This is a genomic window from Actinosynnema sp. NPDC002837 (genome assembly GCF_040295345.1).
Taxonomy (GTDB): Bacteria; Actinomycetota; Actinomycetes; order Mycobacteriales; family Pseudonocardiaceae; genus Actinosynnema.
The window spans coordinates 39,726-61,575 of record NZ_JBEOVG010000053.1 but is presented as its reverse complement, the minus strand read 5'-3'; the positions used below and the strand labels follow the sequence as shown (position 1 = coordinate 61,575).

At 71.6% G+C, this 21,850-nt stretch carries 23 protein-coding genes; 7 read left to right on the top strand and 16 right to left on the bottom strand.

What is annotated here, in order from left to right; genetic code table 11:
• On the top strand, positions 1-619 hold a 619-nt coding region (locus ABTZ99_RS29320; protein ID WP_499615721.1), incomplete at its 5' end, for a winged helix-turn-helix transcriptional regulator.
• A 252-nt stretch (positions 620-871) separates the two neighbouring features.
• Here the strand turns inward: ABTZ99_RS29320 and dnaN are convergent.
• The 4 genes from dnaN to ABTZ99_RS29300 form a co-directional block, all read right to left on the bottom strand.
• Entirely contained in the window at positions 872-1,978 is a 1,107-nt protein-coding gene (gene dnaN / locus ABTZ99_RS29315; RefSeq protein WP_499615719.1) for a DNA polymerase III subunit beta, read from the bottom strand.
• Between the two features lie 163 nt (positions 1,979-2,141).
• Positions 2,142-3,377, bottom strand: coding sequence for an MFS transporter (locus tag ABTZ99_RS29310; protein ID WP_499615717.1), 1,236 nt, complete (start codon positions 3,375-3,377; stop codon positions 2,142-2,144).
• A 451-nt stretch (positions 3,378-3,828) separates the two neighbouring features.
• Entirely contained in the window at positions 3,829-4,503 is a 675-nt protein-coding gene (locus ABTZ99_RS29305; protein WP_033441932.1) for a Crp/Fnr family transcriptional regulator, read from the bottom strand.
• 198 nt (positions 4,504-4,701) lie between these two features.
• Positions 4,702-4,953 carry a hypothetical protein gene (locus tag ABTZ99_RS29300; protein WP_015097743.1) on the bottom strand — a complete coding sequence of 84 codons (252 nt, stop codon included), beginning with the start codon at positions 4,951-4,953 and terminating at the stop codon, positions 4,702-4,704.
• A 280-nt stretch (positions 4,954-5,233) separates the two neighbouring features.
• Here ABTZ99_RS29300 and nth point away from each other — a divergent pair, with 280 nt between their 5' ends.
• Genes nth through ABTZ99_RS29280 form a run of 4 tightly spaced genes read left to right on the top strand, consistent with a single transcriptional unit; the run spans position 5,234 to position 8,452 of the window.
• Positions 5,234-6,001, top strand: a complete 768-nt coding sequence (gene nth, locus ABTZ99_RS29295) for an endonuclease III (RefSeq protein ID WP_498779232.1) — start codon at positions 5,234-5,236, stop codon at positions 5,999-6,001.
• Positions 5,998-6,600 carry a TlpA disulfide reductase family protein gene (locus tag ABTZ99_RS29290; protein WP_499615713.1) on the top strand — a complete coding sequence of 201 codons (603 nt, stop codon included), beginning with the start codon at positions 5,998-6,000 and terminating at the stop codon, positions 6,598-6,600. Before nth ends, ABTZ99_RS29290 begins: the two co-directional genes overlap by 4 nt.
• A complete protein-coding gene (locus ABTZ99_RS29285) occupies positions 6,597-7,268 on the top strand; it encodes an NUDIX hydrolase (RefSeq protein ID WP_498779234.1) in 672 nt (223 codons plus the stop codon). The genes ABTZ99_RS29290 and ABTZ99_RS29285 overlap by 4 nt, the downstream gene beginning before the upstream one ends.
• Positions 7,265-8,452, top strand: coding sequence for a MarP family serine protease (locus ABTZ99_RS29280; RefSeq protein ID WP_498779235.1), 1,188 nt, complete (start codon positions 7,265-7,267; stop codon positions 8,450-8,452). The genes ABTZ99_RS29285 and ABTZ99_RS29280 overlap by 4 nt, the downstream gene beginning before the upstream one ends.
• Here the strand turns inward: ABTZ99_RS29280 and ABTZ99_RS29275 are convergent, their stop codons facing one another.
• The 5 genes from ABTZ99_RS29275 to ABTZ99_RS29255 all read right to left on the bottom strand — a co-directional run bounded on the left by ABTZ99_RS29275 (position 8,453) and on the right by ABTZ99_RS29255 (position 14,020).
• Positions 8,453-9,379, bottom strand: coding sequence for an alpha/beta fold hydrolase (locus ABTZ99_RS29275; protein ID WP_498779237.1), 927 nt, complete (start codon positions 9,377-9,379; stop codon positions 8,453-8,455). It lies immediately after the preceding gene.
• An 8-nt stretch (positions 9,380-9,387) separates the two neighbouring features.
• Positions 9,388-9,858: a phage holin family protein gene (locus ABTZ99_RS29270; protein ID WP_498779239.1), complete on the bottom strand. Its 471-nt coding sequence runs from the start codon at positions 9,856-9,858 to the stop codon at positions 9,388-9,390.
• Between the two features lie 59 nt (positions 9,859-9,917).
• A complete protein-coding gene (nhaA, locus tag ABTZ99_RS29265; RefSeq protein WP_499615709.1) occupies positions 9,918-11,126 on the bottom strand; it encodes a Na+/H+ antiporter NhaA in 1,209 nt (402 codons plus the stop codon).
• A 147-nt stretch (positions 11,127-11,273) separates the two neighbouring features.
• Entirely contained in the window at positions 11,274-13,250 is a 1,977-nt protein-coding gene (gene acs, locus ABTZ99_RS29260) for an acetate--CoA ligase (RefSeq protein WP_498779243.1), read from the bottom strand.
• Positions 13,251-13,450: 200 nt separating this feature from the next.
• Positions 13,451-14,020, bottom strand: coding sequence for a GNAT family N-acetyltransferase (locus ABTZ99_RS29255; protein WP_499615707.1), 570 nt, complete (start codon positions 14,018-14,020; stop codon positions 13,451-13,453).
• A gap of 91 nt (positions 14,021-14,111) precedes the next feature.
• On the opposite strand from ABTZ99_RS29255, the gene ABTZ99_RS29250 reads away from it, so the two are divergent.
• Positions 14,112-14,837, top strand: a complete 726-nt coding sequence (locus ABTZ99_RS29250; protein WP_499615705.1) for a Fic family protein — start codon at positions 14,112-14,114, stop codon at positions 14,835-14,837.
• 113 nt (positions 14,838-14,950) lie between these two features.
• On the opposite strand, the gene ABTZ99_RS29245 is transcribed toward ABTZ99_RS29250, so the two are convergent.
• From ABTZ99_RS29245 to ABTZ99_RS29230, 4 genes are all read right to left on the bottom strand, one after another.
• Positions 14,951-15,298: a PIN domain-containing protein gene (locus tag ABTZ99_RS29245; RefSeq protein WP_499615702.1), complete on the bottom strand. Its 348-nt coding sequence runs from the start codon at positions 15,296-15,298 to the stop codon at positions 14,951-14,953.
• Complete coding sequence (locus ABTZ99_RS29240) at positions 15,295-15,702, bottom strand: PIN domain-containing protein (protein WP_499615699.1); 408 nt, start codon at positions 15,700-15,702, stop codon at positions 15,295-15,297. The genes ABTZ99_RS29245 and ABTZ99_RS29240 overlap by 4 nt, the downstream gene beginning before the upstream one ends.
• Before the next feature lie 65 nt (positions 15,703-15,767).
• Positions 15,768-16,889: a kynureninase gene (gene kynU, locus ABTZ99_RS29235; protein WP_498779251.1), complete on the bottom strand. Its 1,122-nt coding sequence runs from the start codon at positions 16,887-16,889 to the stop codon at positions 15,768-15,770.
• Entirely contained in the window at positions 16,886-17,701 is an 816-nt protein-coding gene (locus tag ABTZ99_RS29230; RefSeq protein ID WP_498779253.1) for a tryptophan 2,3-dioxygenase, read from the bottom strand. Before ABTZ99_RS29230 ends, kynU begins: the two co-directional genes overlap by 4 nt.
• 107 nt (positions 17,702-17,808) lie before the next feature.
• Here ABTZ99_RS29230 and ABTZ99_RS29225 point away from each other — a divergent pair, with 107 nt between their 5' ends.
• Positions 17,809-18,258, top strand: a complete 450-nt coding sequence (locus ABTZ99_RS29225; RefSeq protein ID WP_201438208.1) for an Lrp/AsnC family transcriptional regulator — start codon at positions 17,809-17,811, stop codon at positions 18,256-18,258.
• Here the strand turns inward: ABTZ99_RS29225 and murQ are convergent.
• From murQ to ABTZ99_RS29210, 3 genes are all read right to left on the bottom strand, one after another.
• On the bottom strand, positions 18,227-19,162 hold the full coding sequence (murQ, locus tag ABTZ99_RS29220; protein ID WP_498779254.1) for an N-acetylmuramic acid 6-phosphate etherase: 936 nt from the start codon (positions 19,160-19,162) through the stop codon (positions 18,227-18,229). The genes ABTZ99_RS29225 and murQ overlap by 32 nt on opposite strands.
• Positions 19,159-20,076: a MurR/RpiR family transcriptional regulator gene (locus ABTZ99_RS29215; RefSeq protein ID WP_498779255.1), complete on the bottom strand. Its 918-nt coding sequence runs from the start codon at positions 20,074-20,076 to the stop codon at positions 19,159-19,161. The genes murQ and ABTZ99_RS29215 overlap by 4 nt, the downstream gene beginning before the upstream one ends.
• A 109-nt stretch (positions 20,077-20,185) precedes the next feature.
• Positions 20,186-21,838 (bottom strand): serine hydrolase domain-containing protein, encoded by a 1,653-nt coding sequence (locus ABTZ99_RS29210; RefSeq protein WP_499615694.1) that lies wholly within the window; start codon positions 21,836-21,838, stop codon positions 20,186-20,188.
• Positions 21,839-21,850: the final 12 nt, after the last annotated feature.

Here is a 21,850-nt window from a genome sequence, read left to right as displayed (position 1 = left end):
CGCCGCCGACCCCGCCGCCGCCGACCCCGCCGCCGCCGACCCCGCCGCCGCCGACCCCGCCGCCGCCGACCCCGCCGCCGCCGACCCCGCCGCCGCCGACCCCGCCGCCGACCGTGCCATCGCCGCCAACCTCGCAGCGATCGCCCCTGCCGCCGACCGTGCCATCGCTGCCGCTTCGGCTGCAGAGGCCACCGCAACCGCGCCCGCAATCGCACCCGCGGCCGCTGACGCCATTGCCGACCGCGCCGCCATCGCCGAGGCCGCGGCCCGGACCAGGGCCAGCGCCTGGGAGGGCGAGCCGCACGGCGAGGTCGATCACCCGGTGCCCGACTGCCCGGTGGAGGTGACGTTGCGGGCGTTGCGCGGTCGGTGGACGACGTTGGTGGTGCGGGAGTTGTTCGCGGGTGAGCGGACGTTCGGTGACTTGGCCGCTGCCCTGCCGGCGTTGTCGGACAAGGTGCTCAGCGATCGGCTCGGGCAGCTCGTCGAGTGCGGCGTCGTGGTGCGGGTGCGGGAGCCGGGGTGGCCCAGCCGGGTGCGGTACTCGCTGACGTCTCGTGGGCACGCGTTGCGTGAGGTGCTGGACGCCATGTGGGCCTGGGGTGCTGCCGTGCGGTAGGCGGCTCGGCTGCGGGCTGCGGGCTGCGGGCTGCGGGCTGCGGGGCTGTGGGCTGCGGGGCTGTGGGCTGTGGCTGCTGGGTGGTCAGTGGGGCGGGGGTGGTTCGGCTGTGGGGCTGCCGGGTGGTGGGTGGGTTGGGGTGGTGGTGGGTCGGGGGTGGTCGAGGCGTTCCGCTGGTTTTCAACCGAGGTGCGGTAACGGTGTTTCCGTACATTTTTGGGCGATGTTCACTCGATGGAGTCCAGGGGTGGCTTAGGAGACGGTTCGGAGGGGGACGACCAGGTAGGTCAGTTCTACTCCGTCCGGTCCCGCTTGGCTCGTCAGGACGGTGGAGCGGAGGCCGTCCTGGATTCGGAGTTCGACCCGGCGGCCGCTGAAGGCGCGCAGGGCGTCTGCCAGGTACTTGGCCTGGAAGGTCTTGGTCACGCGGTTGCCGTCGATGGTGGCTTTGATCGACTCCTCGGACTCGCCGCTCTGCGGGTCGCTGCCGCGCACCCGCAGCTCCCCGTCGTCCACCTGGATGGTGACCGAACCGTGCGGCCCGGCGTACGGGACGGCGCGGCGCACCGCACCGGCCAGCACATCGGCCTCCACCAACACCGTGCTGTCGATGACCGCCTCCAACAGCTTCCGCACTCGATCGTCGGGGAACGGGGCCGCCAGCAGCGCCGTGCTCACGCTCCCGCCCGCCCACGACAAGGCGATGCGGTCCGCGTCGGCGTGCACCGCCACCTCCGCCTCGCGGTCCGGCTGCCGGGACGCCTCGGCCAGCACCACCGCCGGCGCCAGCACGTCCAGCTCACCCGTCGGCGCCCACGGTAGCGAAGCGAACGCCATGCGATAGCGGTCCGTCGCGATCAGCTCCAGCCGCCCTCCCGGCGCGCTGTGCATCCGCACCCCGGTGAACATCGGCAGGGCGTCGTCCTTCGACGCGGCCGACGACACCGGGGTCAGGGCGGCGGTCAGGGTGAGGGCCGGGATGACGCCCACGGCGGGCGGCAGCGGGGGGATGCCCGGGTGGGACGCGAGGTCCAGCAGTGGCAGGGCGAAGCGGGCCGTCGAGGTGCGCACGGCCAGGCGCGATCCCTCCACGACGAGTCTGACCTGCGGGTCTTCCAGGCTGCGGAGGGTCTCGGCGAGCGGACGGGCCGGGACGACCACGGCGCCATCGGTGTGCACGGTCGCGGCACGGGTCAGGCGGACGGCGTGTTCGCGGTCGCTGCCCGCCAGCTCGACGCCGCCGCCGGACGCGCGCAGCACCAAACCGGCCAGCACCGGGTCGTAGACCCTGGTCGGCAGGAGGCGGGCGACATCGGCGGCGGCGGAGGCCAGGTCGGCGGTGGTGGCGGTCAGGTCCATGCGGTGAAGCTAGACCCGACCACCGACAATTCCGGCCCCGGTGATGGGGAGACGGGGAGACGAAGGCCTGGGGAGGCCGGCGGACGGTTGGGGGTGCGTCGGCGGGGGACCCGGGCGATCGGCGGGAGGCTGTGGCCGGTGCGTCGGCGGGGGACGCGGGCGGTCAGCGCGAGACCAGGGCCAGTTCGTCCTGGCGCAGCGGCACGCCGGCGGCCACCGTGCTGCGGAAGATCCACACCAAAGCCGCGATCACCAGACCGGCGCCCGCCGCCGCGACGAACGCCACGCCGGTGCCGTAGACCTCGACCAACTGACCGCTCGCCGACTGGCCGATCGCCAACCCGACCGTCACCGCCGTCACCACCCAGCCGAACGCCTCGGTGGCCGTCCCGGCGGGCGCGACCTGCTCGATCGCCGCCGAGTGGGTGGTGGCCTGCGGCGTGATCAGGGTGCCGACCACGAACAGCGCCGCACCCAGGCCGATCAACGTCGTCGGCACGGCGAGCAGCAGCGACAGCAGCGCGAACCCGCCGAGCAGCACCGGCAGCCGCAGGTGCATCGCCCGCGGGAACGGCTTCATCGAGTACAGGATGCCGAACAGCACCGAGCTCACCGACCACAGGCTGAGCAGCAGCCCGCCCATGCCGACGTGACCGGCCTGCGCCGCGGCCGCGGGCACGGCCACCTCGATGAACCCGATCGTCACGCCGAAGCCCAACGCCGCCAACGCGACCGTGCGCATGCCGGGTGAGGCCAGCGCGCCGAGCAGGTTCCGGCTCATCGGCGCCGGACGGACACCGCGCACCGTCGGGTTCAACGCGAACCACAGCGCGCCGACCGCCATCGACGCCGCGCCGATCACCACGCCGGTCCCCGCCCACGGCGCCGTGACCAGCAGCCCGGCGAGACCGGGACCCAGGATGAAGAAAACCTCCATGCTGATCGCCTCGTAGGCGTACCCGGCCAGCCGCGTGGGCCCGGCCGGCAGCACGTGCGACCACAGGGCGCGGGACGCGGAGCCGACCATCGGCTCGGTGATCCCCACCAGGAACGCCACCGGCACCAGCACGGCCAACGTGGCGCCGGCCTCGACCGCGCCGATCGCCAACGCCACGAACACCGCGAACAGCGACACGGCGCCGAGCAGCGGGCGGGTCGGCCCGTGCCGGTCCATCAACCTGCCCTGCACGATCGACCCGACCGCGACACCCACCAACGACGACGCCGACACCAGACCGGCTGCGGCGAACGAGCCGGTCTCGCGCTGCACGTAGAGCAGCAGCGACAGACCGACCATCGCGATCGGCAGGCGGGCGAGCAGGGACGCGACCACGGGGCCGCGCATTCCCGGGGTGGTGAGGGCAGCTCGGTAGTCGGAGAGGCGGGCAGAGTGGGACATGTGTACCAGTATGCCCGCACTGGTACGCCCGTACCAGTCATCGCGCGGTGTGATCCATCACCTGGTCATCGCGGGTGCGCCGGATGGTCTTGAACCGTCCATCGGCTGGGAGTGGGTTGCAGTTCGGTTACAACAATGGGATGACCGGGTGAAACCACCCGGAGAAACCGCTGAACAGAGGGTCCTTGAGGGTGAACGGGCTTGAGTTGCGGGGGAGGTGGCATGCGATCGTGGAAGCAGCCACCACCAAATCACCGCCAAGCTGCCGTCGTGCCGTTTCGACTGCGGTAGCAGCGGGTAACCAAGCCTCCTTCCGGCGCCACGAGGGTCGGGGCCTGCGGGTGCCGGAGGTGTGGAAGGCGCGGTCTGTCGGGGGATGGGCCGTGCGGCAACAAGACCGGTGCGCCGCGTCGGGGGCGGCGCCCGGTCTTGTTGTTCTCTCCGGTGCTGTTCAGCGGGCGCGGCGGGCCAGGCGCTCCGGGTCCAGGATCAGCACGCTCTTGCCTTCCAGCCGCAGCCAACCGCGGTGGGCGAAGTCGGCCAGGGCCTTGTTCACCGTCTCGCGCGAGGCGCCCACGAACTGGGCGATCTCCTCCTGCGTCAGGTCGTGGGTGACCCGCAGCAGTCCGGCCTCCTGGCTGCCGAAGCGCTGCGCGAGCTGCAGCAACGCCTTGGCGACCCGGCCGGGCACGTCGGTGAAGATCAGGTCGGCCAGCATGGAGTTCGTCCGGCGCAGCCTGCGGGCCAGGGCCCTCAGCAACTGCTCGGCGATCTCCGGCCGGTTGGTGATCCACTGCCGCAGCGCTGGGCGGTCCATGCTGACCGCGCGCACTTCGGTCACCGTGGTCGCGGTGGACGTGCGCGGACCCGGGTCGAAGATCGACAGCTCGCCGAACATGTCGGACGGTCCGAAGATCCCCAAGAGGTTCTCCCGGCCGTCCGGCGACTTGCGGCCGATCTTCACCTTGCCGGACTGGATGATGTAGAGCCGGTCTCCCGGCTCGCCTTCCGCGAAGATCACGTGGCCACGCGGGAATTCAACAGACTCCAGGGTCTGCGCCAGCGCCTCCGCTGCGGCCTGTTCAACCCCCTGGAAAATGCCCGCGCGGGCCAGGGTCTCGTCCACCTCGTCCCTCCTGTCGAGACGCGGCGGCATGGTTGAGCGCGTTCCGCCTTCTGGCGGATCAGCGCCTGCCGCCGATCACTGAGTGCAGTCTAAGGGCTGTGGTCGGGATCGCCTTTCGGCGCGCCGCCCATCGCAGCCCGGACAGCCCGATAAGGCCCGCGGGGGGTTGACCCCGTGGGCCTCGCCGGTCCTTCCCGCTTAGCGGCGGGTGCGCCGCTGACGCAGGTTCCTGGCACGACCGCCCAGCCTGCGCAGCCGGAACAGCTCCAGCGCGCGGCCGATGCCGTGCCCGTAGAGCGCCCTGACCTCGTCGGGGCGCGCCGACTCCAGGAACTCCTCGACCTCGTCCTCCTGCACGGCGACGTGCCGCAGACGAGCTTCGACGCGCTCCATGAAGAGCGCGAAGAACATGATCACGATCGGAACGGCGATGACGAACCAGGCAGTCATGATGGCTCCGATCCTTGCGCATCCGGTTCGGCGCGCGGTCAAGGGGGGTCATTCCGGCGTGTCGGTTCGAGGTCCTTCAGACGTTCAAAGGACGTGTGCGGTCGGCCGATGGTTGCCTGCCCACGATCGTCGCGCGTCAAACCGGACGCCGCCCGCCGGCCCGTATCCCCCGTGAGGGTGGGTCTTCCCGGGAACCACGCCGGAACCCCGGGAGACCCGGCGGGGCTCCGCCGACGACCGAGCCGCCGTGCGCACGGCGCCGGCCAGTAATCTCGTCCGCATGGCGAAGAGCGCGGTGAAGCAGCCGGAGACGCGGCTGGGGCTGGTCCGCCGGGCGCGTCGCATGGTGCGGGTCCTCGGTGAGGGTTACCCCGACGCGCACTGCGAGTTGGACTTCACCGAACCGCTGGAACTGCTGGTGGCCGTGGTGCTCTCGGCGCAGACGACGGACGTGCGCGTGAACCTGGTCACGCCCGCGCTGTTCAAGCGGTACCGGACGGCGGCCGACTACGCCTCCGCCGACCGCGCCGAGCTCGAGGAGCTGATCAAGCCGACCGGGTTCTACCGCAACAAGGCGACGTCGCTGATCGGCCTCGGTTCGGCGCTCGTGGAGCGGTTCGGCGGCGAGGTGCCCGGCCGGCTCCAGGACCTGGTGACGTTGCCCGGCGTCGGCCGCAAGACCGCGAACGTGGTGCTGGGCGACGCGTTCGGTGTGCCCGGGATCACGGTCGACACGCACTTCGGCCGGCTCGTCCGCCGCTGGGGCTGGACCCGGGAGGAGGACCCGGTCAAGGTCGAGCACGCGATCGGCGCGCTGGTCGAGCGCAAGGAGTGGACCTTGCTCTCGCACCGCACGATCTTCCACGGCCGCCGCGTCTGCCACGCCCGGACCCCCGCGTGCGGCGCGTGCCTGCTGGCGCCGCAGTGCCCGTCCTACGGCATCGGCCAGGTCGACCCGGTCAAGGCGCAGAAGCTGGTCAAGGGCGAGGAAGCGCCGCACCTGATCGAACTCGCCGAACGCGTGCGTGCGGGGGAGAAGCTGGCGTGAGCTCGGCAGCGCGGTGGGCCGCCGTCGTCCTGGTGCTGGCGGTGGCGGGCGTGGTCGCGCTGTGGCCCCGCTCACCGGACCCGGTCGACCAGGCCGCGATCCCGACCCGGACCGAGCGGACGACGGACCTGGACGCGGCGCGCGCCCAGGCCGCGCTCCGGCCGTGCCCGCAAGGCCCGGCGGACGCTCAAGGGCCCGGGGTCCTGCGAGGTGTGACGGTCACGTGCCTGGGCGACGGACGGCCGGTCGACGTGGCGTCCACCGTGACGGGCCGGACTGTGGTGAACTTCTGGGCCACCTGGTGCGTTCCCTGTCAGGAGGAGCTCAAGGTCCTCGACGCCTACGCGCGGGAGCCCGGCGCGGCGGCGGTGGTCGCGGTCCTGGTGGAGAGCAAGGAGGCTGACGGTCTGGAGCTGTTGGCGAAACTCGGCGTGCACCTGCCGTCGGTGGTCGACCCGCCCGACGCGGTGCGCAAGGCCGCCCGCGTGCCGCGGACGTTGCCGATGAACTACGTCGTCGGCGCGGACGGCTCGCTGACCCAGGTCACCGATCCCGTCACCTTCACGTCGGTCGAGCAGGTGCGCGAGGTGGTCGGATGACGGCCCTGGTCGACCCGGACGACGTGCCCGAGTGGATGGGCGGGCTGGTCAAGGCGACCGCCGAGATCGACGCCCGCGCGTTCACCCGGATCAAGCCGCCGCCCGACGGCACCGGACGTCCCGCCGCCGTGCTCATGCTGTTCGGCGAGGGTCCGGGCGGTCCCGACGTGCTGCTGCTGCGGCGTGCCGACACGCTCGGCTCGCACCCCGGGCAGGTCGCGTTCCCCGGCGGCGCGGCCGACCCGACCGACGACGGCCCGGTGGACACGGCGCTGCGCGAGGCGTTCGAGGAGACCGGCGTGCTGCGCGAGGGCGTGCGGCCGGTGGCGACGTTGCCGCAGTTGTACGTGCCGGTGTCCGGGTTCGTCGTCACGCCGGTGCTGGCGCACTGGGACGAGCCGTCGCCGGTCGCGCCCGTCGACCCGGCCGAGACCGCGGCCGTGGCGCGGGTGCCGATCGCGCACCTGGCGGACCCGGCGAACCGGTTCCGGGTGAGCCACCCGTCCGGGTACATCGGTCCGGCGTTCGCCGCGCCCGGCATGCTGGTGTGGGGCTTCACCGCCGGCCTGCTCGACGGCCTGCTCGCACTGGGCGGGTGGGAACGGCCGTGGGACCGCGCGGACGTGCGCGATCTCGACCTGGCCCTGCGCGCGGTGGAGGTCTCGTGAACTGGGTCGACCTGCTCGTGCTGGCGCTGGCCGCCTTCGCCGCGGTCTCCGGCGCGCGGCAGGGCATGGTCGTGGCGCTGCCCGCGTTCGTCGGGGTGCTGATCGGCCTGGTGCTGGGCACGCAGCTCGCGCCGCTGGTCGTCTCCCGGGTCGACAGCGTGGTGACCAAGGTCGTGTTCGCGGTCGGCATCGTGGTGCTGCTGGTGGCGTTGGGCGAGACGCTGGGCGTCTACATCGGCCGCAGCATCAAGTCGAAGGTCAACTCCACCCCGTTGCGCGGCGTGGACAACGCGCTGGGCGCGATCGTGCAGGGTGCGGTGGTGTTCGTGGTGGCGTGGATGATCGCGCTGCCGCTGACCATGGTCGCGGGCCTGCCGTCGTTGGTGAAGTCGCTCAACCAGTCGGTGATCCTGTCCACGGTCGACGACACCATGCCGCAGGCCGCGCGCACGTTGGCCGACGACCTGCAGAACCTGTTCGACGTGTCCGGTTTCCCGGCCGCGATGGACCCGTTCGACCGGACGCCGTTGCGGGAGGTGGGTCCGCCGGACCCGGCGCTGGGCGCGAACCCGATCGTGCGGAAGCTGGAGCCCAGCGTGCTGAAGGTGCGCGGGCGCGCGCCGTCGTGCTCGCGGGCGTTGGAGGGGACGGGTTTCGTCATCTCGCCGGAGCGGGTCATGACGAACGCGCACGTGGTCGCGGGCACGACGGACGTGACCGTCGAGGTCGGCATCGGCGAGTTCGACGCCACCGTCGTGCACTACGACGCGCAGACCGACATCGCGATCCTGGCGGTGCCGGACTTGGAGGCGACGCCGCTGCCGTTCCGCACCGACGAGATCGCGCCGGGCGAGGACGGGATCGTGCTCGGCTACCCGCTGGACGGGCCGTACACGGCGTCCGAGGCGCGGGTGCGCGAGCGGATCAGGATGCTGCGCGGGCCGGACATCTACGACGCGCAGACCGTGACGCGGGACGTGTACACGGTGCGGGCGACGGTGCGCAGCGGCAACTCCGGCGGGCCGTTGGTCGACCCGCAGGGCCGGGTGATGGGCGTGGTGTTCGGCGCGGCCGTGGACGACCAGGAGACCGGGTTCGTGCTGACGGCGGACGAGGTCGCGGAGGAAGTGGCGAAGGCGCCGACGATGGTGCGCCGGGTGTCCACGCAGACCTGCGCGTCGTGACTAGACCTTCGCGAGGAAGTCGGTGATGTGCCGGCTGGTGGTGTCCGGCGCCTCCTGGTGCGGGAAGTGGCCCACGTCCGGCAGCACGGCGTACGCGGAGCGGCCGCCCGTCCACAGCCCCGAGTCGGCCGCGGTCTGCTCCAGCACCACCGGGTCGAGCGCGCCGTGCAGCTGGAGGACGGGCACGTCCAGCCTGCGGTCCACCGCCTCGGCGAAGCGGCGGCCGTCGCTGCGCAGCTGGGACCGCACGGCCCAGCGGTGGTACTCCATGGAGCTGTGCGCGACGCCGGGCACCAGGACCGCCTCGCGGTTGCGGCGCGCCACCTCGTCGAACTCGGGCGACACCCTCCACTTCGGACCGCCCCACGCGCCGAGCATCCCGGCGACGGCCGCACCGCGGTCCCTGGTCAGCCACCGCTCCGGGTAGACCGGGAGCTGGAAGCGGAACAGGTGCGCGCTCGCCCGGCCCTGGCGGCGCGGGTGGCGGCGGATCGCGCGGCGCAGCGCCAGCGGGTGCGGCGCGGACACGGCCGTCACCGAGTAGACCAGCCGGGAGTGCATGGCGGCGACCGTCCACGCCAGCATGCCGCCCCACGCGTGGCCGACGAGGTGCGCCCGCGGTTCGCCGAGCGCCTTCACCAGGCCCGCGACGTCACCGGCGAGCGTGAACCCGTCGTAGCCGCGCGGTGGTTTGTCGGAGTCGCCGTAGCCGCGCAGGTCGACGGCCACGGCGCGGTAGCCCGCCTCGGCGATCGAGACGAGCTGGTGCCGCCACGTCCACCAGAACTCCGGGAAACCGTGCAGCAGCAGCACGAGCGGGCCCTCGCCCAGCTCGGCGACGTGCAGGCGGATGCCGTTCGCGGACACGTCGCGGTGCGTCCACGGGCCGGGCACCCGAGCGGTCGACGGGTCCGGCGGCAGCCGCACGGCGCGGCTCAGCGGCCCTCGCCGCGGTGCCGGAGTGCCGCGACGGTGTCCTTGGCCGAGTCGATGGTCCGCTGCGGCGCCCGCAGCTTCTTCACCTTCCGGTACCCCAGCAGCGCGAACAGCACCGCGGTGACGAGCATCAGCCCGAACACGATGAGGAACGCCGACCAGCGCGGCAGCCACACGTCCAGCAGCTCGGCGCCGAAGAAGAAGAGGAAGAACGAGCTGAACAGCAGCACCGTCAGCGCGATGATGAAGTAGACGCTGCCCTTGAGGCCCTTCTTGACCTCGCCCGCGACCTCGGACTTGGCGAGCTCGACCTCCGCCCTGACCAACGTGGACAGGTGGGCCGTGGCGTCGCGCACCAGGCCGCCGATGGACGTTTCCTCCGCGATCTTCACCGCGCTCTCCGCGGTCAACGGGATCGACGGAACAGGTGGCAGGCCGCTGCCGTTGGTGTTCTCCCGAGCGCTGGTCACCGGCTCATCGTGCCATGCACGCGGGACCGAGGCCGCCCGACCGGCTGAACGACTGCGGTTTACTCGTCGTCGTACTCGTCCTCGTCGGCGCGCTGGTGCACCCGGCTGCGCCGGACCAACAGGACCGCCGCGAGCAACGACGCCGTCAACGACGCCAGCAGCACCGCCGCCTTGGCCTGCTCGGCCGCCGGGCCCTCCAGCGCCAGGTCCGCGATCAACAGGCTCACGGTGAACCCGACCCCGCCGAGCATGGCCACCGCGACGATGTCCCGCGGTCCCGCGCCGCTCGGCCACCGGGCGGCCTTGAACAGCACCGCCAACGCCGACGCGCCGACGATGCCGACCACCTTGCCCACCACCAGGCCGAGCATGACGCCCCACGCCAGCGGGCTGGCGAACAACGAGCCCAACGCCTCGCCGTTCACCGGCACGCCGGCCGCGAACAGCGCGAACAGCGGCACCGCCACGGCCGCCGACCACGGCTGCAACCGGTGCTCCAGCCGCAGCGCCGGCGCCTCGTGCTCGTAGCGGTCCTTGCGCACGCGGGTCAGCAGGGCCAGCGCGACGCCCGCGATGGTGGCGTGCACGCCCGCCGCGTGCACGGCGACCCACGTGCCCACCGCGATCGGGACGTACAGCCACGGCGTCGTCACCCGCTTGTGCTGCAGGAACGCGTACAGCGCCAGCAGCGCGACCGCGGTCGCCGCCGCGACCAGGTTGAACGACGCGGTGAACAGCACCGCGATGAGGATGATCGCGCCGAGGTCGTCCACCACGGCCAGGCTGAGCAGGAACAGCCGCAGGCCGTTCGGCAGGCCGGACGCGGTGATCGCCAGCACGCCGAGCGCGAACGCGATGTCCGTGGCCACCGGGATCGCCCACGCCCGTTCGACGCCGGGCTCACCCCAGCCGACGCCCAGCGCGATCAACGCGGGCACGACCATGCCGCCGATGGCGGCCACCACGGGCAGGATCGCCGACTTGAAGTCGTTCAACTCGCCGATCACGAGCTCGCGCTTGAGCTCGAGCCCGGCGACGAAGAAGAAGATCGCGAGCAGGCCGTCCTTGGCCCAGTCGCCGACGCTCAGGCTCAGGTGCAGCGACTCGGGTCCGAGGTGGAAGTCCCGCAACGCCGTGTAGGAACCGGAGATCGGCGTGTTCGCCCAGATCAGCGCCACGGCGGTGGCGGCGAGGAGGATCATGCCGCCGACGGTCTCCGTGCGCAGGTAGCGCGCGAACTCGACGGCGGTGGGGCGAATGCGGTTCAAGATCGACTCCGGTGGTTCGGCAACGACTCATCCTCGTGCCGACCAGGCTTCCCGGCTCACCGGGACCGACCCTAACCCACGGAGGGGCCCGCCGACGAACCGGCGGACCCCTCCTGTGCTGGACCTCAGTGCTCGGTCCTGCCCTGCTCAGTCCTCCTGGGCGCCCGACTTCAGACCGCTGGAGATCAGGTCCATCACCGACGAGTCCGCGAGCGTGGTCACGTCGCCGACCTGCCGGTTCTCCGCCACGTCGCGCAGCAGGCGGCGCATGATCTTGCCCGAGCGGGTCTTCGGCAGCTCCGGCACGACCATGATCTGCCGCGGCTTCGCGATCGGGCCGATCTCCTTGGCCACGTGGTCGCGCAGCGCCTTGATCGCCTCGGCGCCGTCGGAGCCCTCGGCCACGCCGCCGCGCAGGATCACGAACGCCACGATGCCCTGGCCCGTGGTCGGGTCGGTCGCGCCGACCACCGCCGCCTCGGCCACCGTCGGGTGCGAGACCAGCGCGGACTCGACCTCGGTGGTGGAGATGCGGTGCCCGGACACGTTCATCACGTCGTCCACCCGGCCCAGCAGCCAGATGTCGCCGTCGTCGTCGTACTTCGCGCCGTCGCCGGCGAAGTAGAAGCCCTGCTCGGCGAACCGCGACCAGTACGTGTCGCGGTAGCGCTCCTCGTCGCCCCAGATGCCGCGCAGCATGCCCGGCCACGGCTGGTCGAGCACCAGGTAGCCGCCGCCACCGTGCGGCACCTCGTTGCCCTGGTCGTCGACGACCTTCGCGCCGATGCCGGGCAGCGGGCGCTGCGCCGAACCGGGCTTGGCGGACGTCGCGCCGGGCAGCGGCGAGATCATGATCGCGCCGGTCTCGGTCTGCCACCAGGTGTCCACGACGGGCGTCTTCCCCGCGCCGATGGTCTCCCGGTACCAGATCCACGCCTCGGGGTTGATCGGCTCGCCGACGCTGCCCAGCACGCGGAGGCTGGACAGGTCGTACTCGGCGGGGATGTCGGCGCCCCACTTCATGAACGTGCGGATCAGCGTCGGCGCGGTGTAGTAGATCGACACGCCGTACTTCTGCACGATCTCCCAGTGGCGGCCCTCGTGCGGGGTGTTGGGCGTGCCCTCGTAGACGACCTGCGTGACGCGGTTGGACAGCGGGCCGTACACGATGTAGCTGTGCCCGGTGACCCAGCCGATGTCGGCGGTGCACCAGTAGACGTCGGTGTCCGGCTTGAGGTCGAACACGTTGTAGTGCGTGTACGACGCCTGGGTCAGGTAGCCGCCGGAGGTGTGCAGGATGCCCTTGGGGCGGCCCGTGGTGCCCGACGTGTAGAGGATGAACAGCGGGTGCTCGGAGTCGAACGCCTCCGGCGTGTGCTGGTCGGACTGGCGGTCGACGACGTCGTGCCACCAGACGTCGCGGCCCTCGGTCCACTCGACGTCGGAGTTCGTGCGCTTGACCACCAGGACGTGCTCGACGCTCGCGGCCTTGGCCACGGCCTCGTCCACGGCGGGCTTGAGCGCCGCCGGGTTGCCGCGCCGGTACTGGCCGTCGGTGGTGATCACCAGCTTGGCCTGCGAGTCCTCGATGCGGGTGCGCAGCGCCTCGGCGGAGAAGCCGCCGAACACCACGCTGTGCATCGCGCCGAGCCGTGCGCAGGCGAGCATGGCGAAGATCGCTTCGGGCACCATCGGCATGTAGATGGCGACCCGGTCCTCCGCGCCCACGCCCAGCTCGACCAGCGCGTTGGCGGCCTTGGAGACCTCGCGCTGCAGGTCGGCGTAGGTGATGGCGCGGCTGTCGCCGGGCTCGCCCTCCCAGTGGATGGCGACCTGGTCGCCGTGGCCGGACTCGACGTGCCGGTCGACGCAGTTGTAGGCGACGTTGAGCTTGCCGCCGACGAACCACTTCGCGAACGGCGCGTTCGACCAGTCGAGGACGCGGTCCCACTTCGTGTCCCAGGACAGCCGCTCGGCCTGCTTCGCCCAGAACGCCTCGCGGTCGGCGTCCGCCTCCTCGTACAGCGCGGAGGTGGCGTTGGCCTGCGCGGCGAAGTCCTCGCTCGGCGGGAACGTCCTGGTCTCCGTCGACAGGTTGTCCAGGGCGACTTGCGGCTCTGTCATGGCGGGCGGACCTCCTGAATCCGTGGGGTGCGCACTGACCGTAGTGCGATTCAGCTCACTGCGCACCCAAAAGGTTCAGACCAATTGTGGCCGATTCGAAACGCGTGGGTAACTGTGTAACCCGTGGCAGGCCCGGTGACCACCGCGATTCCGCCGAACGACACCTGGGTTGCGACCAGCGGCACGTCTCGTGACCCACGTCACGTCGTGAGCCTGGCCTTCAGGGCCGGCCACTCGTCCGAGGTCATCGAGTACACGACCGTGTCGCGCAGGGTGCCGTCCGGCCTGATGCGGTGCACGCGGAGGACGCCCTCGCGGGTCGCGCCGAGGCGTTCGATGGCCCTCTGCGAGCGCTCGTTGCGCAGGTCGGTGTGCCAGCCGACGCGAAGCGCGCCCAGGTCCTCGAAGGCGCGGCGCAGGAGCAGGAACTTGGCGTTCGTGTTGAGGGCGGTGCGCTGCCAGCGCGTGCCGATCCACGTGTGGCCGATGTAGAGGCCGCGGTTCTTCGGGTCGATCTCGTAGTACGACGTGGTGCCGGCGACCTCGTTCGTCCGCGGGTCGATCTGCGCCCAGACCAGTCGGGTGGGGTCGGCGAGGCTGCGCTCGACGTAGGCGCGGGTGTCCTCGACCGTCGTCGGCTGGGGCGTGCTGAGCCACGTCCAGACGTCGGGGTCCTTGCCCGCCTCGTGCAGGCCCTCGGCGTGGTCGGGGCTGAGCGGTTCGAGGCGGACGTGGCGGCCGGTGAGGACGGGGCGGTCGTACCAGTTCATGGCGTGGACGCTAGGTCGGCTAGTGGCTACTTGGAATATCCATTTCGGCTTGTTGTGAAGGGCCACTTACCGGCGGGTAGTGTGCTCCGGCGTGACCGATCCGCTTGCTCCGCTGCTGGACCTGCCCGGTGTGGCCGACGCCGTCGCCGGTGCTCGTGACGCCGTGTTCCAGGTGCACCGGCACCGGGTGAACCTGCGCGGGTGGGCGACCACCGCGGCCGAGGCGTCCGTGCGCGCCGCCCGTGCGTCGGCGGCGTTGGACGGCGGGCCGACCGCCATCCCGTCGGACGGGTCGGTGTCGGACCCCGTGCTGGCGGGTGCGCTGCGGGTGGCCGAGTCGCTGGGCGTGGTGCTGCCGACGTGGCAGCGGGCGCCGTTGCAGGCGTTGGCGCGGTTGCACGTGCTGGCGGGGGCGGACCTGGGCGGTGAGCTGGGACGTCCCCGTGCGGCGGCGGGCGTCTCGGAACGCCTCGGGCTGCTGTCGCAGCTCGTCACCGGCGGCACGTCCGCGCCCGGTCCGCTGCTGGTGGCCGTGGTGCACGGTGAGCTGATGTCGCTGGCGCCGTTCGACACGGCGAACGGCGTGGTGGCGCGTGCGGCGTCCCGGCTGGCGTCGATCGCCACGGGCCTGGACCCGAAGTCGCTGGGCGTGCCGGAGGTCTTCTGCCTGCGCCGGCAGAACGACTACGCCTCCGCCCTGCACGGCTACTCGACCGGCGATCCGGACGGCATCACCCGCTGGCTGCTGTTCTGGTGCGAAGCCCTGACCGCCGGCGCCCGCGAAGCGCGGAGCATCGCGGACGCCGCCTCCGCTTAGGCCGGTGCGTCCGGGCAAGGAAAAACCCGGCCCACGAGGGACCGGGCGGGTATGGATCCAGGCTATCCGGTCCCCGTCGGCTTATCAAACGCCGCTGCCGCCGAAAGCGGACGTCACCAGCCCGGTGGCCGGGTGTAGCGGCCGGCCGGGTCCGGGAGCTGGTGGCCGGTGTAATCGCCGCTGTTCAGGGTTCGCCACCAGTGGTTCCCACTGCCCAACCCAGTGCCCGCGTTCATGGACAGGGCACCCGCGGTGTAGCCGCCGCCGGGGTTGACCAGACCTACGGGCACGCGGTTCCACGCCTCGTGGACGGGCATCCGGAGATCGCTGTCGTTGCTGATCACGATGACCGCGTCCACCACGGACGTGAGAACGTCGACCAGGAGGTGTGCGGCGACGTTGACGTCCGAGCCCTTCTCCTCGAACGTCGCCACCGAGGCCATGAACACCGCGTCGGTCACCGGTGCGCCACGTCCTGGACCATGATCGGCCAGGTTGGTGCAACCAGGACGGGGTGGTGCCTGCTCTTCCCGCCACCGCCCTTCTCCACGGCCAACGGCCTCTTGACGACCTTGCTGATGTAGTTGCCGTACTCGATGTGGTCCACGCTGCCTGCGGCGAGCAGAGCCTTGAGGTAGACGTCCTGGTCCTGGGATCCCGACGCGTTGTGCGCGGCGCTGATGCGAGCGGTGCAGTACACGATCCGTTCGAGCGAGGCTGACGGCCAGTCGACCGCCTTCTCCGCCAACAAGGTCTCGACCAGCGCCCGGACGTCCAACCAACGCCAACCGGCTGTACCCCGACCACAGTGCTTACGCCCGCCGTAATACAGGTTGTAACCGTCCACGTACACACCGACACGCATCCGCCGATGCTAGGGGAGGACTGCGTGCTCGATATCGGCACGTGTCCGGCTGCCGAACCCGCGGGTCAGAGCAGTTCTTTCAGGGTGGCCGCGGCGCGGTCGGCGTCGGTGAAGGTGTTGTAGAGCGGGGCGAAGCCGAAGCGCAGCAGGTCTGGCGGGCGGTGGTCGCCGATGACCTGGCGCTCGACCAGCTCGCCCATGATCCGCTCGGCCTCGGGGTGGCGCAGGCTGATCTGGTGGCCGCGCCAGTCGTCGGCCGGCGTGATCACCTCGATGCCCGGCAGGTCTTCGACCAGCGACCGGAAGTGCGCGGTCAGGGCCAGGCCCTTGGCGCGGACGTCACGCAGGTCCACGTGGTCCCACACGTCCAGCGCGGCGTCCAGGGCGAGCATCGAGATGATGTCCGGCGTGCCCACGCGCGCCCGGGAGACGCCCGGGTCCGGCGTGTACTCCGGCGACATCGCGAACGGCACCTCGTGGCCCGTCCACCCCGTCAACGGCTGCTCGAACGTCGCCTGCGCGTGCTTCGGCACGTAGAGGAACGCGGGCGAGCCCGGCCCGCCGTTGAGGAACTTGTACGTGCACCCCACGGCCAGGTCGACGTCCAACGCGTCCAGCTCGATCGGCAGCACGCCCGCGCTGTGGCACAGGTCCCACACGACCTTCGCGCCCACCGCGTGCGCCTGCTCGGTCAGCTTCGCCATGTCCAGCAGCCGACCCGTGCGGTAGTCGACGTGGTTGAGCAGCACGACCGCCGTCGTGTCCCGCAGGTCCAGCTCCTCCGGCGGCGCCGGCCGCAACGCCAAGCCGGTCAGCTCCGCCACCGACCGGGCGATGTACCCGTCGGTCGGGAACGTCCCCGCGTCCACCACGATCTCCATGCGGTCGGTGTTGCGCACCGCCGCCATCAGCGCCTTGAACAGGTTCACGCTGGTCGAGTCGGCCACGACGACCTGCCCGGGCTTGGCCCCGACCAGCCGGCCGACGCGGTTGCCGACCCGCTCCGGCGCCTCCCACCAGCCCTCGGACCAACTGCGGATCAGCCGCCGACCCCACTGCTCGCGCACGACCTCCTGCACGCGTTCGGCGACGGCCTTCGGCGGTGCGCCCAGGGAGTTCCCGTCCAGGTACACCACGTCGTCGTCGAGGTCGAACAAGTCGCGGATGTGCGCCAACCGGTCGTTCATACGTAGCTCCTGGCCGTCCACAGTTCGGGGAACACGGAGCGTTGCGTGCGCTTCTCCAACCACGCAACCCCCGCGGAACCGCCGGTGCCGGTTTTCGCGCCCATCGAACGTCGGGTGGCCAGCAGGTGGTCGTAGCGCCAGCGGGCGAACTCCTCGGCGATGTCGGTCAACGCCTCGCCGAGTTCGAGCAGGTCACGCGACCCGCCGCGGTAGATGTCCGCCCACACGGCCTCCACCTGGGCGTTCGGCTCGTACGGCCCGCTGACGTCACGCTCCAGCACCTCCGCCGGGATCGGCAGCCCCTGGCGGCTCAGGGCGGCGAGCACGTCGTCGTACAGGCTCGGCTCGTGCAGCAGACGTTCGAGCGCGTCGTGCTGCTGCGGCACGGCCCGGTGCGGCACGAGCATCGACCGCGACTTCTCGCCGAGCAGGAACTCCACCTCGCGGTACCGGCCCGACTGGAAGCCGGAGCCCTCGCCGAGGGCGTCGCGGAAGGAGTTGAACTCGGCGGGCGTCATCCGGGCGATCGGCCGCCACGCCGCGTTGAGCGCCTGCATGTGCAGGTCGCTGCGGCGCAGCGTGCGGACCGCCGCACGCAGGTCGTCGGCGCGCAGTTCGGACTTGGCCTGCCGCCACTCGAAGCACAGCAGGCCGAAGTACAGCTCCATGACCTGCGTGATCACCAGGAACGACATCTCACGCGGGTCCTTGGACCACTGCTGCTGCAGCGAGTGCAGCACGGAGGCGTGCACGTAGTCCTCGTAGGGCGTCGTGCCGCCGAAGTCGAGTTTGGGTGAGACGGGGCAAGTCATGCCTTCCATCATGACCGCGCGTTCGGGGTAGTTGAATGGGTGACGAACAGTGTTGCAGCGGAAAGTTCTTACGAACGGAAGGCGTTCGCCGGAGTAGCTTTGCGGTTGTGAGCATCGAGCTGGACGGCGTGGACTGGGCCCTGCTGGAGGCCCTGCAGGAGGACGCGCGGCTGTCGTACAACGAGCTGGCACGGCGCGTGCACGTGTCGCCCCCGACGGTCGCGCAACGCGTGCGGCGGCTGGAGAACGCGGGCGTCATCACGGGGTACCGCGCGACCGTCGACCCGACGGCGGTGGGACGGTCGGTGGTCGCCCTGGTGCGGATGAAGTGCTACGGACCCCGGTGCATCACGGTGCACCCGGAGCTGCTCGACGACTGCCCCGAGGTGGTGGAGGTGGTGCGGCTGACCGGCGACATCTGCTCGGTGGTCAAGGTGGTGACCACGTCGATCAGCGAGTTGGAGCGGTTGCTGGTGCGGCTGGGCGGCTACGGCGAGACGTCCAGCGCGATGGTGCTGTCGACGCCTATCCCGTGGCGCCCGGTGCTAGCTGGCTGAGCGCCATCCGGACGTGCCCCTGGGTGCGTTCCAACGCCTCCGCAGCGCGCGCTGCGGGCACACCGGACAACAGGTGCACCAACGCGACCTTCAGGTCACCGCCCGAGTCGGCCAACGCCGTCGTGCACTCCTGCTCGCCCAGGCCCGTCGCCTCGCGCAGGATGCGCACCGTGCGGCCGCGCAGCTTGGCGTTGGTCGCGCGCATCGACACCATCAGGTTCGAGTACGTGCGGCCGAGCCGGACCATCACCGCGGTCGAGAACGACGTCAGCACCAGCTTCTGCGACGTGCCCGCCTTCATCCGGGTGGACCCCGCGATCGCCTCCGGGCCGGTGTCGACCGCGATCAGCACGTCCACGTCGACCGGGGCGGGCGCGGTCGGGTTGTTGGACACCAGCACGGTGTGCGCGCCGAGCGAGCGCGCCTCCTCCAGCGCGGCCATCACGAACGGCGTGCGGCCGGACGCCGTGACGCCGACGACCAGGTCGCCCGCCGCCGCGTGCTTGCGGATCTCGGCGGCGCCGTCGGACCCCTGGTCCTCGACGTCCTCCACGGCGTTGACCAGGGCGTCCCGGCCGCCCGCGTGGTGGGCGACGAACCAGTCCGGCGGCGCGTTGAACGTCGGCACCAGCTCGGCGGCGTCGAGCGTGGCCAGCCGGCCCGAGGTGCCCGCGCCGACGTAGTGCACGCGGCCACCGCCGCGCAGGGCGCCCACGGCGAGGTCCGCCGCCCGCGCCAGCTCGGGCAGCACGGCTGCCACGGCGTCGGGGACCAGGTGGTCCTCGCTGTTGATCAGGCGGAGCACGTCCAGCGTGGAGAGCCGGTCGATGTCCTGCGTCCGCGGGTTCCTGGCCTCGGTGGGTGAGTCCACGCGGACCGCGACACCGTCCGGGGGCGGGGTCATTTACCGGACTCCCGACGTCGCCTGCCGTCCGGTCGGGCGCCGAGGCGGTGCCCCGACACCGCGTCGTACGTCGCCTCGAGCGCCGACTTGGCGCTGTCCACGTGCCGTTGCGCGACACCGATGAACAGGCAGTCGATCACGGTGAGCTGGGCGATCCGGCTGGCCATCGCGCCCGAGCGGAACGTGGTCTCGCGCGCCGCCGTGGTCAGCACGTGGTCGGAGACCTCGCTGATCGGCGAGCGCGGGAAGTTCGTCAGCGCCACCGTGGTCGCGCCGTGCTCCTTGGCCACCCGCAGCGCCTCGACGGTCTCGGACGTGGAGCCGGTGTGCGAGATCCCGACCGCCACGTCGGCCTCGGTGAGCACGGCCGCCGACGTGAGCGCGATGTGCGTGTCGTTCCAGGCGAAGCAGGTACGCCCTATGCGGTGCAGCTTCTGCTGGAGGTCGAACGCGACGAACGCGCTCGCCCCGAACCCGTAGACGTCGACCCGGCCCGCGCCCGCGACCGCCGCGACCACCGCTTCGAGCGTCTCCACGTTCAGCTGCTCGGCCGTCTCCTCGACCGCGCGCGCGTCCGCGAACGCCACCTTGCCCACGACCTGGCGCATGTCGTCGCCGGGGCCGATGTCGCCGCCGAGGTCCCGGTCGGGGCGCATGGACGTGCGGGCCGTGTCGGCGGCCAGCGCTATGCGCAGCTCCGGGTACCCGCCGACGCCGATGGCCTTGCAGAACCGGGTCACCGTTGTCTCGCTGGTGCCCGCGGCCTCGGCGACCTCGGTGATGCTGCGGTGTGCGACGGTCGCCGGGTTGTCCAGCACGACCTTGGCGACCCGCTGCTCCGCCCGGGCCAGGCCGGGCAGGAGTGAACGGATCTTGACCAGAGGACTGGAGTCGGCGGTACTTTCGGTGGACACGTGGGAAACTTACTAACCGCTCAACGTACGGTCAACGCGGGGTGGGGGTAACTCACCCCAACCGTGACCCAATCTCACCGCTTGGCGGGATCGGGCGGACCGAATGTCACTAACGGTCCGCGGTCCGCCACCCTTCGAGGCTCATCGCCGCTGGTTCGCGCTCCGCGTCCAGCGCCACTCCCCGTTCGTCGGTGACGCGGACGGCGTCCACGTACACGCCGCGCCCGCCGTAGCCCGTGCCGCGCACGTACCGCCAGCGGAACTTCGTCGCCGACTCCGTGTCGACCTCGACCTTCTGCCAGCGCCGCTGCCCGTAACCGGCCAGCACCCGGACCTCGCGCCAGGCCGACCCGTCGTCGGTCGCCTCCACCACGACCTGGTCGCCCGGGTCGAGGTCGACGAACGCCCAGAACGACAGCTTCTGCCGCTCGGCGCGCCGCGGGAGGTCACGCGTGGTCAACGTGCCGCCCGCCGTCTCCGGCGTCCACGCCGTGCCGTGCCGCGGGCGCACCGCCAGGGCCTGCGCCAGGCCGTTGGCCGCCACGCGCCGGGCCGGGTTGATCGAGCCCCAGTTGCGGCTCGGGTGCACGCGGTTGGTCAGCAGGATCGCGATCGACCGCGACAACGGGTCCAGCACCAGCGTGGTGCCCGTGTAGCCGGTGTGCCCGGCGGCCCTCGGCGACGTCAGCGCGCCCATGTACCAGCGCTGGTCCAGTTCGAAGCCGAGGCCGTGCGAGTTGCCGGGGAAGGCCTGGTTGAAGTCGGTGAGCATCAGCTCGACGGTGTCCTCGCGCAGGATCCGGCCGCCCGCGTGCGCGCCGCCGTTGAGGATCGCCTGGCCGAGCACGGCCAGTTCGCGCGCCGTGGAGAACATGCCCGCGTGGCCCGCGACGCCGCCCAGCGACCAGGCGTTCTCGTCGTGCACGGTGCCGCGGATGATGCCCCGGCCCGCCTGGTACTCGGTGGCCGCGATCCGGTCCAGCTTGGCCGCCGGCGGGTTGTAGCCGGTGTCCACCAGGCCCAGCGGGCGCGTGATGTCGTCGTGGACGAGCTGGTCGAGCTTCTTGCCCGACCACTTCTCGACCAGCACGCCGAGCGTGATCAGGTTCAGGTCCGAGTACAGGTAGGTGGTGCCGGGGGTGCTGCGGGGCGTCGTGTCCATCACGGCCTTGAGCCGGGACGGGATGTCCGGGTACTGCGACCACAGCGGCAGCCACGCCACCAGGCCCGAGGTGTGGGTCAGCAGCTGCCGGACCGTGATCTTGTCCTTGCCGTTGACGCCGAACTCCGGCAGGTGGCTCGCGACCGGGTCGTCCAGGCCGAAGCGGCCCAGCTCGTGCTGGCGCATCACCACGATCGAGGTGAACAGCTTGGAGATCGAGGCCAGGTCGAAGATCGTGTCCTGGGCCATCGGCACCCGTTGCGACTCGGGCAGCTCGGTGCCGGCGGCGTCGGCGTAGCGGACCGCCCAGCCCGTCGGCTCGTGCGTGACGACCACGCCGTCGTGCGCGAACAGCGTGACGGCGCCCGCGAACAGCGGGTGGCCGGTCGCGTCCGGGACGGTGTAGCGCTCGATCTGCGCCAGGGCGGCGTCCAGCGGGGCCTGGTGGAGTCCCACGCGGTCCGGGGTACCCGTTCTCAGCACGGCGCTCGACCAGCCTTCGTGCGGCTGGTCGAAGCGGGCCTCACGGCCCTCGGCGTGCGCCGGCAGCGTGACGGACACGGCCATCGTGGTCGCGATCAGCAGGGCGGGGATGCGCATCGCTGTCTCCCT

Excerpts from the sequence above, each read along its gene's own strand:
- dnaN (WP_499615719.1), bottom strand. The coding sequence starts at position 1,978 with ATGGACCTGACCGCCACCACCGCCGACCTGGCCTCCGCCGCCGCCGAT.
- ABTZ99_RS29310 (WP_499615717.1), bottom strand. The coding sequence starts at position 3,377 with ATGTCCCACTCTGCCCGCCTCTCCGACTACCGAGCTGCCCTCACCACC.
- ABTZ99_RS29300 (WP_015097743.1), bottom strand. The coding sequence starts at position 4,953 with ATGACTGCCTGGTTCGTCATCGCCGTTCCGATCGTGATCATGTTCTTC.
- nth (WP_498779232.1), top strand. The coding sequence starts at position 5,234 with ATGGCGAAGAGCGCGGTGAAGCAGCCGGAGACGCGGCTGGGGCTGGTC.
- ABTZ99_RS29285 (WP_498779234.1), top strand. The coding sequence starts at position 6,597 with ATGACGGCCCTGGTCGACCCGGACGACGTGCCCGAGTGGATGGGCGGG.
- acs (WP_498779243.1), bottom strand. The coding sequence starts at position 13,250 with ATGACAGAGCCGCAAGTCGCCCTGGACAACCTGTCGACGGAGACCAGG.
- ABTZ99_RS29255 (WP_499615707.1), bottom strand. The coding sequence starts at position 14,020 with ATGAACTGGTACGACCGCCCCGTCCTCACCGGCCGCCACGTCCGCCTC.
- ABTZ99_RS29240 (WP_499615699.1), bottom strand. The coding sequence starts at position 15,702 with ATGCGTGTCGGTGTGTACGTGGACGGTTACAACCTGTATTACGGCGGG.
- kynU (WP_498779251.1), bottom strand. The coding sequence starts at position 16,889 with ATGAACGACCGGTTGGCGCACATCCGCGACTTGTTCGACCTCGACGAC.
- ABTZ99_RS29230 (WP_498779253.1), bottom strand. The coding sequence starts at position 17,701 with ATGACTTGCCCCGTCTCACCCAAACTCGACTTCGGCGGCACGACGCCC.
- murQ (WP_498779254.1), bottom strand. The coding sequence starts at position 19,162 with ATGACCCCGCCCCCGGACGGTGTCGCGGTCCGCGTGGACTCACCCACC.
- ABTZ99_RS29210 (WP_499615694.1), bottom strand. The coding sequence starts at position 21,838 with ATGCGCATCCCCGCCCTGCTGATCGCGACCACGATGGCCGTGTCCGTC.